10 protein-coding genes are annotated in these 15293 nt (G+C 43.0%); 8 read left to right on the top strand and 2 right to left on the bottom strand.

Annotated elements, in window-relative coordinates; genetic code table 11:
- Positions 1-93: 93 nt before the first annotated feature.
- Complete coding sequence (locus BLQ87_RS05880; RefSeq protein WP_074605216.1) at positions 94-1401, bottom strand: hypothetical protein; 1308 nt, start codon at positions 1399-1401, stop codon at positions 94-96.
- Positions 1402-1597: 196 nt separating this feature from the next.
- On the opposite strand from BLQ87_RS05880, the gene BLQ87_RS05875 reads away from it, so the two are divergent.
- Positions 1598-3988, top strand: coding sequence for a hypothetical protein (locus BLQ87_RS05875; RefSeq protein ID WP_074605215.1), 2391 nt, complete (start codon positions 1598-1600; stop codon positions 3986-3988).
- 103 nt (positions 3989-4091) lie between these two features.
- On the opposite strand, the gene BLQ87_RS05870 is transcribed toward BLQ87_RS05875, so the two are convergent.
- Complete coding sequence (locus BLQ87_RS05870; protein ID WP_074605214.1) at positions 4092-4727, bottom strand: DUF6266 family protein; 636 nt, start codon at positions 4725-4727, stop codon at positions 4092-4094.
- A gap of 510 nt (positions 4728-5237) precedes the next feature.
- Between BLQ87_RS05870 and BLQ87_RS05865 the strand changes: the two genes are divergently transcribed.
- The 7 genes from BLQ87_RS05865 to BLQ87_RS05835 all read left to right on the top strand — a co-directional run bounded on the left by BLQ87_RS05865 (position 5238) and on the right by BLQ87_RS05835 (position 15285).
- Positions 5238-6671: an aminotransferase-like domain-containing protein gene (locus BLQ87_RS05865; protein ID WP_074605213.1), complete on the top strand. Its 1434-nt coding sequence runs from the start codon at positions 5238-5240 to the stop codon at positions 6669-6671.
- Between the two features lie 30 nt (positions 6672-6701).
- Positions 6702-7013, top strand: coding sequence for a helix-turn-helix transcriptional regulator (locus BLQ87_RS05860; RefSeq protein WP_074605212.1), 312 nt, complete (start codon positions 6702-6704; stop codon positions 7011-7013).
- Positions 7014-7271: 258 nt separating this feature from the next.
- Positions 7272-7847: an RNA polymerase sigma factor gene (locus tag BLQ87_RS05855; protein ID WP_074605211.1), complete on the top strand. Its 576-nt coding sequence runs from the start codon at positions 7272-7274 to the stop codon at positions 7845-7847.
- A 97-nt stretch (positions 7848-7944) separates the two neighbouring features.
- On the top strand, positions 7945-9102 hold the full coding sequence (locus BLQ87_RS05850) for a FecR family protein (RefSeq protein WP_074605210.1): 1158 nt from the start codon (positions 7945-7947) through the stop codon (positions 9100-9102).
- 294 nt (positions 9103-9396) lie between these two features.
- On the top strand, positions 9397-12591 hold the full coding sequence (locus BLQ87_RS05845; protein ID WP_176832988.1) for a SusC/RagA family TonB-linked outer membrane protein: 3195 nt from the start codon (positions 9397-9399) through the stop codon (positions 12589-12591).
- Positions 12592-12602: 11 nt separating this feature from the next.
- Entirely contained in the window at positions 12603-14039 is a 1437-nt protein-coding gene (locus tag BLQ87_RS05840) for a RagB/SusD family nutrient uptake outer membrane protein (protein ID WP_074605208.1), read from the top strand.
- Between the two features lie 64 nt (positions 14040-14103).
- Positions 14104-15285, top strand: coding sequence for a TlpA disulfide reductase family protein (locus BLQ87_RS05835; RefSeq protein WP_172664838.1), 1182 nt, complete (start codon positions 14104-14106; stop codon positions 15283-15285).
- Positions 15286-15293 lie beyond the last annotated feature (8 nt).

The following is a 15293-nucleotide window of genomic DNA, read 5'->3' as shown; positions in this document are numbered from 1 at the left end:
ACATGCAAAACAAATCAAATGTACAAGCAAGCCTGCCCTTGCATATGTGGAGTCATGAATTTTTGTGGCGATTGCCGATGATATTCGAGGTACTTAAAAGATTTCTCCGGTTTTAAGATCGTGTAATTTAAAATCCCTGAAAGAACCGATTCCGGCAAACACGATTTTTATTCCCATAAATTTACCGATAGGCCGGGTATACCTGGTTTTGAAAATTTCCCGATTGTTTATAAAAATATGAACGTTCTGATTTTCAATGCGGACGCGAAGGTTTCCGCCTTTACTGAGGTCATGCCCCAGCGCCCTCAGGTCGGTCTTCCCGCCATCCTGACTCAGCTCGGAGAATTTAAATGCTGCCCAGGCAGCACATTGTGGCTTGATGATTCCGAAGGAATGCCAGTCCTTTTCCCCATAAATAATGATATCGGTTTGAGAACAACGTACGCCTGGCCGGTTAGCAGAGGTTTTAATAAAGCTGCTGAATTCAAGATGATCTGCACTGATATTGGTAGGCTTCACATTCGCAAAAGAAACAAAAAAAGTTTTGCTCGTATCTACTCCGGCATGGAGTACCTCTGTTGAAGTAACATGATGATAACTGGCATTTTCCGATTCATTCCTTTGGATCGGATAGACTCTGGTTGTATCGTGCTGTAAGGTTGCAATACTGCTCCAGCCCTCGCTTTGCAGATACACGGAGGTGGTATCTAAAGCGGTACCCCGATAATACAGAACGGGAAAATACCTGCCTGGTGTTTCATAATAATGATTAATCAGGCTGTCACTGAATTTTGCCCTTCGTAACCTTGCATCAGCAAAATCAATAGTGAACAGTGAAGGATCTTCTTTTAGTGCTCCCTTTACTCCCAGTTTAAAAATGGCGGAGTGCGGGCTTTGTCCGTTGGGGTTAAGGCAAATCAGTTGAACATTGGTAACCTGACTGTGCTGTGTGTACAAATAAATCAGGCCAACCAGGCCAAGAACAAATAAAACCAGCATACTTAGATAAAAGGTCTGTTTTTTCTTTTTATCCTTCGGTTTCGCCGGAGATGGTTGCGCGGTCCCGACCTGCTCAGGTACAGGTTTTTCTACGCTTACCTGATGGAGCAATTCAAATTCGTACCAATCCCGGAAACCTATAAACTGAGCCAGCGCATCTCTGGTGGCCTTTTGCGGATAATACCTTGTGGATGTTTTAAGTTTTCCGAATATTCTTTTTAAAGTATTCTCACTCAGATTAACCTTCGTTTCCCGGTGCAACAGTCTGTTAAGACTGATATAGTCACTATTTTTCCATTCTGCTATATTTTCCTGTCCAATCTTCTGCGCGATTTTCTGGCAGCAGATGTCTAGTTGTTGAAAAAAAACTGAGTTTTCAGCTTGTACAGAATTGGTTTTCATTTAATATAAGATACTGTTTTATAACCTATTGTCTTATGAATAATATTGGTTGGCACTTTGGGTATCTGCTTTTAGGATTTGCTTGTCGACGTCTTATAAATTTACATAAAAGCTGAGTATTTCAATATCATCAGAATGGTGCTGAAAAGTCAGGGCTGAAACTAAACAAAATACACAAGAATTAACCTAATAATTGATGAAAATTTCTAAACTCAAACTACCGGTGGTAGTCAGTGCTGCCTTTTTAGCGATCAACGTTATGGCACAAAACCCGGCAAAACCCCTACAGATAAGTGGTGTATATCCCCACCTGGCAACTTTTAATGAAGGCTGGACCTTGCCGGGAAGCAAAAGGAAAACCAATGGTGATGGCGGAGAAAATGGCATTGGCGCCATTACCCCCTGGGCTGGTAAATTATGGATGGTAACTTATTCCCCTCACCTGCCAAAAGGGAGTTCTGATAAATTATATAGTGTGGATGATCAATTGAACGTCACTATTCATCCTGAAAGTATTGGCGGAACACCTGCGAACAGGATGATCCATAACGCATCCGGACAATTGATTACCAGCAATTACTTCATCGATAAAAAGGGAACAGTAAGGACCATTCCTTTTTCTGTGATGCCCGGAAGGATGACTGCAACCGCAGCACATTTAACTGACCCCGCGAACATGGTTTACTTTTATGATATGGAGGGCATGCTATATGAAGCTAATGTACACACGCTCGCTGTAAAAAAGCTTTTCAATAAGCCTGTTCCAGGTTGGCATGGCAAGGGTGCATATACTGCTCAAAAGCAATTGGTAGTTGCCAATAATGGGGAAGACGCTGTTTTTAAGTTAAAAAAGGAAATGCTTGAAGCTGGGGACCTCCCTCAAAACGAAGAGGATAAAGGTGTTTTGGCCAGCTGGGATGGTAAAGACTGGAAGATCATCGCACGCAGGCAGTTTACTGATGTAACCGGTCCGGGAGGTATATACGGCTCGCCGACAGATAAAAGTCCGCTTTGGAGCATCGGCTGGGACAAACGTTCGGTCATGCTTAAACTCCTGGACGATGGGAAATGGTATACCTATCGTTTGCCAAAAGCGGCCCGTACTTACGATCACAGAGGAGGCTGGTATACGGAATGGCCAAGAATCAGGGAGGTTGGAAATGGTAAAATGCTAATGGATATGCATGGCATGTTATACGATTTCCCAAAAACCTTTTCCAGAAACAACAGTGCAGGCATCACTCCTGTAAGCAGCCATTTACGTTACATCCCTGATTTTTGCAGCTGGAACAACCAAATTGTATTTGCTACGGATGAAACTACGGTATTGGAAAACCCTATGGCCGGGCGCGCACAGTCTAACCTTTGGTTTGGCCAATGGAGCGACCTAAAAAACTGGGGCGGAGCTACAGGCTGGGGAGGCCCTTGGGATAAAGATGAAGTAAAAGCAGCTGAGGTATCTGATCCTTTTCTGGTAAAAGGCTTTGACCATAAAGTTTTGCATCTGGCACAAAGTTCAAACCATACCGTAAGTTTTACGATACAACTGGATAAATCGGGAAACAACAAATGGGAAGATTATAAGACGATCGTAGTTCCTGCAAACGGCTATCAATATTTTATATTCCCGGCAAATTTTAATGCAAACTGGGTACGTTTTAAGACCGATGCAGCATGTACTGCTTCGGCATTTTTTCACTTTACCGGAAAAATGCAGGAGAAACAGGATGCCATGTTCAATTCAATTGCAGGCATCAACGAGAAAGTAGCTGTAAATGAAAATTTAATACGCCCAGCCGGACACAACAAAAACCTGCAGGTATTGAACATTTCAAATAGTAAAAAACAGTACAGCGAAATTGATGAAAAATTACAGGTCGTATCCAATATTGCCGACAGTACAAAACAGATGGAAGCACTGCTGGCATTGGATAAGACCTATACTGTTGATGATGCTTCGGTAATGATTAAGGACAAAACAGGAACCTTCCGCTTACCACTAAATTCTGGTGTTTACGAAACTTTTGCATCGAGAGTAAAAAGAGAAATTGAATCGGAACGCTTTATGTTAAATATTCAGGGCACATTTTATGAAGCAGGCCGCGAATCTGGTCTGGTAGCCATCCGCCCTATTGCTACACACAAAAAGAAAATCGTTGACTTTTGTACCTGGAGGGGATTATTGGTGCTGAGCGGAACAAAACTGAATGCCGGAGCAGATGGCCATTACTTTGGGACAGGAACCAATGGCCTATGGTATGGTGCTATAGATGATATCTGGAAAATGGGCAAACCAGTCGGCGAAGGCGGAGTATGGAAAAACACCGACGTAAAAGCGAAAACTGCTTCCTTACCCTATCTGATGACAGGTTATGATCATAAAACGGTTTCTATTACGGCCGACAAAGATGTTAATATCACGCTGGAAATAAATTTCGACCTGACTGGCTTTTATACTTATAAAACTTTTGCGCTGAAAGCGGGACAAACCCTGAACCACGTTTTTCCGGCCGGATTTAGTGCCCATTGGGTAAAAGCCATTGCCGACAAAGACTGTAAAGCCACGGTCTGGTTTAAGTATAAATAAGGTAATGAAGGAATATATTGAGCTTATTGATCTATAAAAAAAATTGTTTAGCTGATGCAGATAACTCTGCATCAGCTCATATTTATGGCCTGTCCCGCATAGCTCATTTGGCGACGACCATTCCTGAATATTGGCTATTCGATTGCCTGGACCTGTCTCTTGCTATAACAGCCATATAAACATGCACTTCCTTACCTGCTAAATCATCAGAAAGCCTCAGCACATCAGTTCCGGAATTTCTAAAACCACCATAAGCAACATAACAACTCTTCCTACCTTCCAAATCAATAGCCAACATCATCACCTGATCCTGCGCTGAAGCATCCGGACCAATTTCCATATCCCAATGAAACCTCAGCACATCCTTACCTTCCAACGCCACCTTCACATCTTTCAAACCAGGAAGGCTACCACCGCTAAATTTAAATTCTTCCGGATCAATCGTGTACCCATTTTCTTCTTCCTTCACCGCAAACATTTTGTTATAAGAAACTGCGCCCCTCATACCTCCCGTCTTGGTCCAGTAGTTATTAAACCCAACCTTAATCAATTCCTTGCAGCAATTTAAAGTATCCTGTACGAGCTTAAACTGCGCTCTGTTCTTCATTTCCGCGATTGTAGCCGGAGCTGTGCGCTCGGGTAAACCTCTCATCCAGTCAACACCGTAAGAATTATAGCCGACAACCGTGCCGACTTTACCACTAAAACCACCTAAAATTCCATTTTTATTTCTTGCCATAATATTTTTATTTAATTAAAAGATATACTAACATACTAAAAAGTACGGACCATATTGCAACCTCTCTTTTTGCTCAGCCGACTTTCACCCAATAGCCACCCGACTTCAACCCGCTCCTGACCGAGTTAGCACCGAGTATAGACCGAGCTTAGACCGAGTAAAAAGCCTGTCGACTTCGAACGAACCCTGAATCAGGAAAAACCAAAGCAAAATCAGCCTTAATACATAAATAAAGACCATAAATAGCATAACCAACAATTCCAACAAACACAAAAAAATCACCATATAAGAATAGAAAATCAGCAGAAAAAACTATACACATTTTCTATTTTTCCCCTGAAAAAAGACAACAAAAACACCTCTCCTTCCGTTCATGGATAAGAATGACGAATTGCATATGGATACCCACCAAGACCATGAATCTTAAATCAAAAATTACAACAATATTTAACAATAGATTATTTTAGTATTCAAATTAAAAAGTATTTTAAATAATTTAATAAAAATTACATGGAAAAATTATGGTATGAAAATCTCAGATTAACGGGCGACAAAATTACCTTTCCCCGACAAATCCAGGTTCAGATTGAAGCTAAAATTAAAAAAGGACACGGACCTCACAACCTCCGTATGCCGGGAATCCAGGAGCTTGCAAACAGCCTGGCAAGGCACAACAAACTGGACAAATTGTATCATGATGTAGAAGCTGCCTACAAGGCGCTTTGCAAGACAGGCATCTTATATACCAAAGGAAAGATTGGAACTTTTATAAGCCCTGATGCACTGCCCGATGAATACGAAAAATCCCCGCTAAAACAAGTTGCGGACTTTAGTTTCAATGAACAGCAGCTGCCTGAAGACACCTTTATTACCCTCGGCCCATACTATCCCGGCCATCAGGTATTCAACCTGCCTAAACCGGCTTTGCGGTATGAAGAATTACATGAATGTTCTACCGGAGAGCCGGCACAAACCAAGCGCATGCCTGATCCCGATTTTCACCGCCTGGTACATCGGGAAGTCAGAAGCCGTTGCCTGAATATTCAACCCTCACATCTAGCCATTATTCCAGGTGCAGGAATGGCTTTAAGGATTGTGCTGCATTCCTTATTGAGCAAAGAAGACAAAGTAATCCTTTCCGGGAAATGCGATTCAAGACTTAAAGAACTCATCAGATCTACAGGTGCTGAAATCATAGAAATCAGTTCAGATCAGCAGGGAATCAGGATGACTCAGGTTGAAGCACATTGCAAGATGACACGCATAAAACTGGTCTATATTGAACCCGCAGGACAGTATCCGGATATGATCTACCTCAGCCCCAACCGAAGGGATCGTTTACTGCAACTCTCCTACCTCTATAACTTTGCGATCCTGGAACATAACGAAGAACACGGATGTTATTACAGTACTCCCGGCAGATCCCTGTTTGATAAAGACGAAAAAGCAAAGGTCATCTATATCAGTTCAGTCAGCAGGCACACACCATGGCTCCATAAACTGGGTTTTGTTCTGGCACCCAAAAATTTCATCGATCATATCCTCCTAAAATCAAAGTACCTCTATGAAACCTGGGACGTTCATTTTGAAAGGGCGATGATCAGATTATTTCAGGAGGGAATATTTCAGCGCATCATCCGTAAGGTAAACTCCTTGTTATGCAGTATTCAAAAAAAAGCAAAAAAGCTCTTTAAAAGCATGCAATTGACCGATTATGCGGCTTTGTCGGACACCAGGGCAGGGATCTTCATTTTTATCCATTTCCCCAGCGACATCAGCACCTTGATCCCCAAGTTAATTGATTCCGGATTTTATGACCCGCCTGATCCAAATCTAATTCCACAGCACGAAATCACAGGTTTAAGGATCAGTTTGTACCTAGGTAGTCAGACCAGATTCAGCAACCTTTTTAAAATCCTGAAAGCTCATTTCAAAAGTCACTAATCCAATCAATCACCCTAAAGACACACACAAATGCATTTACACGATTTTCTCTCCACCATCATTACCCTCCTTAAGGAACACGGTTCCCTATTCCAACAATTAGCAGAGCGGCAAAACAGCCCCGCGCAACCCGTTCAACTGATTTCTCCCCCAAAAGACGAAATTCTGGACCTTAAAGAATTTATGGAGCTCATGCATATCGGACCATCCACCTACAGGCGAAGATTAATGGATGGAACATTTGTTCCTAAAATAATAGGCGGAAAAAAGTATTTTCTCAGATCAGAGATAGAACACCTGATCCGGCAGAAGAAAAATAAGAAACCGAAAAAACCAGAATAGCAGCAGCCCCTTAATTAATCAGCAGGCGAAAAACCTGCTGATTAACTTTAAAAATCCACATGATCCGATCTTTTCGGCCGAAATCACCCTGTAATTTAAAAACAGAAAAACTTAATCATCTTGTATTCCACAACTCTCAGCTGCTCTTTTGCCTCGTTTTTCTCAAGAATTTAAAATTTGTCTTTTGAGAATGTGATAAATATTATACAGCTTTGTCCCGCGAAATTTCGTAAATTGTATATAGAGATTCCCCGGTTTATGTCCGATTACAGCAGCCATACAGATCAGCAATTATTAGTAATGCTACGCGGCGGAGATTGGAATGCGTTTGACTGTTTGTATGAAAAGCACTGGGATAGGGTATATGATCAGGCTTTTAAAAAGCTCAACGACGGAATTTTAGCCAAAGACATCACACAGGATGTTTTTATCTCCCTCTGGACCCACAGAGCAACCAATTATATTGACAATCTGGAAGCCTACCTGTTTTCTGCCTGCCGGAATAATGTTTTCAGGCAGCTTAAAATAAACAGCCGCTTCCTTCCGATAACAGACCTCATCTTAGAAGCAAGGACGTATTGCCCACAGGCAGACGCAAAGATCCTGCAGGAAGAATTCTTCAGAAATTATGAATCACTGGTGAGCTCCCTCCCCCCTGCCCAGCAAACTATTTTCCGGATGCACTATCATGAAGATCTGAGCACCTTAAAAATTGCGCAGGAACTTAAGATCGCCCGAAAGACCGTGCAAAATCAATTAACCAGGGCCATCACTATACTCAGGGCTTCACTTTTGTCGATCGCCATTTTACTAAACCAGAACCAGGATAGTTAACCGTATTAAGATCTGTCTTTTTGTAAAAAAAAATCTTCCTTTTGAATGGGACTTTTCCCTTTGGCGTACTCATGTTGTTATATAGCTGAAATTACAAATGGAAAAGAAGCAGTTTTTAGACATTTTGTCAAAATACATTGAGGGGAAAGCCTCTGCAGAGGAACAACAGTTTCTGTATAGTTATTACCAGTTATTTATGGCCGAACCCAGTGTAACCGCCCTGCTGAATGATAATGAGAAAATAAAACTAAAGCTCGCCATTAAGGCGAATATCGACCAACGACTGAATAAGACTATAACTCCGGCGAGGAAGCCGGTAAAACTATGGACCAGAATTACCGCCGCAGCAGCCATCCTGCTGATCACCGGTCTGGTTATTTATTTACTGACCAACAAAGATAAGCCGCAAATTTCCTCAATTGACAGTTATGCAAACGATATTGCACCTGGAAAAAAAGGGGCCACCTTGACATTGGCAAACGGCAGCCAGATCTATGTCGCGGATAAAACCGATGGCAGAATTGCTGAAGACCACGGTGTAACGATCACAAAATCCGGCGATGGGGAACTGAGCTATCAGCGCTTACCTGGTAAAGATGATGGCAAAATAGCGTACAACACACTTTCTACAGCTAAAGGAGAAACATTTAAAGTTCTTCTGCCCGACCAAAGTGTGGTATACCTGAATGCGGCCTCCACATTGCGCTATCCGACCACATTTAAAAGTCGCACGAGGGAGGTAACGCTTTCGGGAGAAGCGTATTTCGAAGTAGCAAAGAATCCCGATATGCCTTTTCATGTGGTCACAGGAAGACAAACCACCGTTGTACTGGGCACACATTTCAACCTCAACAGTTATCCTGAAGAGACCTTTCTCAGCACGACACTACTGGAAGGAAAGGTTAAGGTAACTATTGATGATCAACAAGTTATACTGAGACCAGGACAACAATCCCTTAGCTCAAACCAGCAAATTAAAGGAGCAGCACCTGAAATCACTGTCGGCAGGGTGAACACGGAAGATGTTATCGCCTGGAAAAACGGATGGTTTAGTTTCCAGGATGCAGATATCAAAACCATTATGAACCAGCTTAGCAGATGGTATGATATTGAGGTAGTTTATCAGGATAAAATACCCGAAGGCCATTATAGAGGAAAAGTATCCAGAAATGTAAAAATATCCAGGGTACTAAAAGTGCTGGAAGCAAGCGGAATTAATTTTAAAATAGAAGGGAAAACAATTATTGTAAAATAACCACCAACAAAAGGAGCATGGCAAGGCTTTGCACTTAAGCTGGACCAGAATAACCGGATCATGTTCGAACCATGACCCGGTCAAATGTCTGAGACTAGCTATTACGCCAATACCAATCGACTAAATCAGTAACTCAAACCTAACAAAAGTATGCAATTTTTCACGATTTGTAAACTCTGGGACTTAAAGCTTCCGGGGTTTAGAAAACTATTCATTATCATGAAGCTAACCACTTTTATAATGATCATCGGCTGTATTCAGCTGCATGCGTCTGTTTATAGCCAGAATATAAACATGACGGAAAGAAATGTAAGCCTGGAATCGGTGATTTCCGGCATTGAACGCCAAAGTGGCTACCATTTCTTTTCGAACACCGAACTGATCAAGGCAATGCCTAAAGTCAGTGTGAACTTTAAAAATGCCACACTAACAGAGGCACTGGAAGCGCTTTTCGGCAAACTTCCCGTTAATTATCAGATTATAGATAAGATTATAGTGCTCAGTATGAAGTCCAAAACAGATCTTCCCGCTGTAGCTATAAGCCAAAATCCAACTTTGGTAATCGGGACAGTCCTGGATGAAGAAGGCCAGACTATTCAAGGCGTAAACATCAGGATAAAAAACACAGTCCGGCAGGTAAGTACCGATAAGGATGGTAAGTTCAGCATCCTGGTTCCGGATCCCTCAGCCATCCTGCAGTTCAGTTACATTGGTTATACCACGCAGGAATTTTCTATAAACAATCTAAAAAACCCGATCATCATCAGGTTAAAAGTGGCAACCAGTGAACTCGACCAGGTACAGATCCTCGCCTATGGCATCACCACCAAGAGGCTCGCTACCGGTAACTCCACGACGATCAAAGCCGCTGAACTGATGAAAAATCCTGTATCGAATCTCTTACAGGCGGTTCAAAATCATGTTCCAGGGGTATACATACAGCAAAAAAGCGGGCGCCCGGGATCGCCTTTCCAAATATCGATGAGAGGAAAAAATACCCTTACCGGAAACAATCAACCCTTATTTGTGGTAGACGGGGTAACTTATCCCAGTGGAAAACTACCGATTTTAGGCAATTTCAGTTCCGATGAATTAAAAGGAGGAAACGCACTTGACTATCTGGATATGTCCATGATAGAAAGTATCGATTTTCTTAAAGATGCGGATGCGACCTCAATCTACGGATCCCGTGGTGCATATGGGGTAGTGTTAATCACCACAAAAAAAGGAAAAGCAGGAGAACCAGTATTTAACCTGAACATGAATTCCGGTGTCACCGTTCGTGGGATAAGCCCTGAGTTGTTAAATATCGAACAGTATCTGGAATTAAGGCGGGAAGCTTTCGCCAATGATAAGGCAACACCAGGCCCTACTGATTTGGATGTCAATGGAACCTGGCCGGCAGACCGGAATACCAACTGGGTAAAAGAATTCAGCGGTAAACAGGCGATGGTCGTCAACGCCAATGCCAGTTATTCCGGGGGGACCGAAAGGCTGAGTTTCTTAATCGGAGCCAGTTATAACAAACAAAAAGATATACAAAGTATCAAAGGTGCTAACCGAAGGGGTGGGATCAATTTTAATCTCAATTCCGACACCAAAGATCATAAATTCTACATCAGCCTGTCGGGAAGTTATGCCTCCACTACAAATGATATGGTGGCTTATGATTTTGCAGCAGGGGCTAATGTGTACTCGGCACCTAATGCGCCCTCGTTATACCTTCCAGACGGAAAATTAAACTGGGAAACAGGAAATAACGCTGCCCGGGTTTTCAATATCATTAATAAAAACATCACCAACAACCTGATTTCCAATGCAGAATTAAAGTATGCTCCGGTAAAAGGGCTCACCATCAAAACAAATATTGGATTTAACGTTCTATCCTCTAAGCAATTGAATGGGATGCCCAGTACCTATTACAATCCTGCCATCACTTACACCACTTCAAGTATTGCACAATTTTACAACAACCGCACACTTACCTTCGAGCCAAATATCAATTACACGCACAAATTAGGAAAGAAAGGAACGATCACTTTAACTTCAGGGGCAACCTTTCAGGACGGCTTAGACTATAACAACTCTATTTCGGGAAGTAATTTCCTATCCGATGACTTGTTGTACAACCCCAGCTTTGCCGACAAAGTCAATGTAACCGCCAGTTACAACCAGACACCAAACCGGTACCTTGGCTTTTTTGGGATCGTGCGTTATAATTGGGCCGATAAATATATTTTAAATATAAACGGCCGTTATGATGGTTCTACAAAATTTGGAAGTGATAACCAGATGGGAGGATTCGGATCAATAGGTGCCGCCTGGATCCTCAGTGAAGAAAGCTGGTTTAAAAATACCTTGTCAAAGGTGGTCAGCTTTGCGAAAATAAGAGGAAGTTATGGTACCGTTGGTGGGGATGGAATTGGCAATTACCTTTACCTAAATACCTTTGCCAGCGGATCACCCTATCAAGGTAGCGTAGGCTTAAGGCCAAATGCCCTGGCAAATCCTTCACTGCAATGGGAAAAAAATGAGAAAGGCGAGATTGCCGTAAATCTGGAATTCCTGAATGGACGCATTGGTATCGAAGCGGCTTACTATAAAAACAAAACTTCTAATCAGCTTGTTGCCCAGCCATTGTCGGGTGTTACCGGCTTCAGCCTGCTGAATATAAATTCTCCCGCGGTATTAAAAAACTGGGGTTATGAATTTGATCTACGTACAACCAATGTTAAAACCCGCGACTTTACCTGGACCAGCAACTTTAATTTCACCATTCCAAAAAGCATATTGGCGGCTTATCCGAATTCGGGAGGAGCACTTCCTAACGTCAACTGGGTGATTGGTAAGCCAGCTACAGGAGTTAAGCTATTTAGCTATGGTGGTGTTAATCCCGCAACAGGTAACCACAGTTTCTACAAGAACGGCGTCATCGGCGACTGGCTTCCTTTTGTCAGTGTAGGACTGGACGAAATCAAAGACAGAACAGAGTTCATAGATCTGGCGCCGAAATACTATGGAGGTTTTCAGAATACCTTTAGCTATAAAGGTTTTAATGTCAGTGCATTTATTACGTTCAGCAGTCAGATGGGTAGAAATATGCTCAGTTACCAGGGCTTGTTTAGTCAGCCAGGTATGTTTAACAACAACACCTCTACGGTGTATCTCAGAAGGTGGCAAAAACCCGGAGACATTACAGACGTTCCCCGCGCCATACAAGGCACCTTAGCCATTCTTGCACAGGGAAATTTTAACAACAGTACCGGGGCCTATACCCGGGTAACCTATGCGCGTTTAAACAATGTAAACATTTCCTATACCTTCCCAACCGGGACACTGAAAAGTCTGGCCCTAAAAAGGCTCAATGTTTATCTGCAAGGGCAAAATCTGTTGACCGTTTCTAAATATGGAGATTTTGACCCGGAAAATATGGGCGCAGGACAGGGTCCGTTAAGGGTATTTACCGGTGGTGTTAATTTAACTTTCTAAACAGCAGTATCATGAAAACTCAAAATATATTTGCAATATGCCTGCTTGCAGTCACCCTGACAACAAGCTGTAAAAAATATTTAACCATTCCGCTTCCTGTTGATAAAATATCAGGATCAAGCGCGTTTACCAATGACAAATCAGTGGCAGCGCAGATCAGTCATATATTGGGCAGTATGGCTGGTTCACAAGCCTTTGACGGAGAAAGCATTGGTTTTCTTGCTGCGGAATACAGCGATGAGCTGACTAATTATTCACTCAAAGCAGATAACGTTGCTTTTTATAACAATACCGTCAGCAATAACCTTACTGGTAAATACTGGACCAGTTTCTATACTTATATTTACGATTGCAACCTGGCCATTGAAGGGATAAATGCTTCGACATCTGTGATCAATTACAAAAACCAGTGGATAGGAGAAGCGTTATTTTTACGCGCCTTCCTGCATTTTTCCTTAACCAATCTTTATGGGGATGTGCCCCTGGTAACGAGTTCAGATTTCAGGGTCAATAATGTGCTGGGCAGGACACCTAAAGCTGAAGTATACAAGCAGGTGATTGCTGATTTGCTGCAGGCACAATCCTTGTTGAGCACTGATTACAGGAATGCTGCCGGCACGGTTACAACTAGCCGCGGTCGCCCGAACAAAATGGCAGCAACAGCACTGTTGGCAAGGGTTTACCTGTATGCCGGCGAATGGGCTAAAGCTGAAGAACAGGCAAATGCCCTGATTTCAAGTACGGCGACTTACGAATTGCCCGCGCCTCCACAAACTTTTCTGGCTGCCAGCAGAGAAACCATCTGGTCATTCACAGTCGAAACGAATGCAAGTGAACCGTATGTAAGGGAATTCAGGATTTATTATAATAATGCTCCTGCGGTGCTCTTACCACCAGCAACGGTGAATAGCTTAGGCATCTATGCCGCATTAAGTCCTTCCTTAATTTCTGCTTTTGAAAGTACAGATCAAAGGTTAACAAGATGGGCCAGCAAAACAACCACAAGCCCGGTTCCGCCTGCGCTGCCACAAACCTATTATTTTGTGAGCAAATATAAAAGCAGTGTAAACGGCATAGAAAACATCGTGATGCTGAGACTTGGAGAACAGTACCTGATCCGTGCTGAAGCAAGGGCCCAGCAGAACAATCTTCCAGGCGCACAAAGCGATATCAACTCCCTGAGAAGCCGGGCTGGTTTAACAGGTACACCTGCATCGGATAAAACAGAAGTACTGGCCGCCATCGCGAAGGAACGCCGCACAGAGCTTTTCACAGAACATGGCCATCGTTTCTTCGACTTAAAACGTACCGGAACAGTTGATGCGGTAATGTCGGTTGCTGCCCCGCTGAAAGGTGGTATCTGGACTAGTCAGAAGCAAATATGGCCTATACCGGCAGCGGATATTTTTGCCAATCCTAATTTAACCCAGGCTCCGGGTTATAACTAAATCACTAAGCTCATATATGACATGGCTTCCTATGGTCAAAATTTATGATTCAAATAAAAAACAAATGAAACACCTAACCATCAGAACGGGCTTATTGATGCTTGTCGCTATATCGTTCACGGCCCTTCAGGCGCAGACAAAAAAGAACTTCAGCATCAATGGCAGCTTTGTTAATATGCCGTCTGTACCCGGAAAAGTCTATCTCAGGTATGATGCCATTGCAGAAAAGCCTGCAGACAGTGCTGTTGTAGCGCATGGCAAATACACCTTTAAGGGCGATCTTGAAACGTCTGTTATGGCTACCCTCGCGTTCGTTAAAGATGCCCCGTTAACAAATAAAGAGCGGATAAACCTGATGCTGGATCAGGGCACGATAGACATCGTATCCGACCAATCCCTTAGCCGTTCCACGATAACCGGCAGCGGAGCAATTGCCCATAAGGAATTTCTTAAGGTCACCGCATTCGCCATTACAGAGTCGGCCGCGTTACAGAAAATTAAAGACAGTGAGGGCTATAAAACCGATGAATCCTTAAAGGCAGAAGTATCGAAGAGAATGACCAACTTATTTGGCCGCTCGCTGAGCGATATGATTACTTACGCCATCGACAACCCTGAATCTCCAATTAGTCCATACCTCAGCTGCGTACTGATCAGCAGCGGATATGTAAGGCCAGGAACAAGCGATTCGCTTTACCAGGCCTTGCCTGCAGCATTGAATTCTTCCAGACTAAAGGCGGGCGTAGATGCGATACTTGAAAAACGACAGAAAGGGATCTTCCAAATTCTCGATGATCAGAAAAAGGCGGAACAAAAGCTGGCTAAGGTGGGCGACAGCGCCATAGATTTCAGGCAACAAGACATAAATGGCAAAGCAGTAAGCCTGTCTTCTTTCAAAGGAAAATATGTATTAATCGACTTTTGGGCCAGCTGGTGTGCCCCCTGCCGGGCGGAGCATCCTGCGATAGTTAAGGCATACCAGACCTATAAGGATAAAGGCTTCACTATCTTAGGTGTGTCGCTGGACAGCAGGAATACCAAACAGGCCTGGCTTGACGCTATAAAAAAAGACGGGCTGACATGGACCCAGGTATCGGACCTGAAGGCCTTTGAAAACCAGGTTGCCTTGCTGTATGGCGTGACAGCGATACCTCAAAACTTTCTGATTGATCCCAATCATGTCATCATCGCCAGGAACCTGAGAGGAACAGCGTTGGAACAGAAACTAAAAGAAATCATTAAATAATATATCTG

This window comes from Pedobacter steynii (genome assembly GCF_900103665.1).
Classification (GTDB): domain Bacteria; phylum Bacteroidota; class Bacteroidia; order Sphingobacteriales; family Sphingobacteriaceae; genus Pedobacter; species Pedobacter steynii.
The sequence above is the reverse complement of the archived record's forward strand: the minus strand, read 5'-3'. Positions and strand labels throughout refer to the sequence as shown.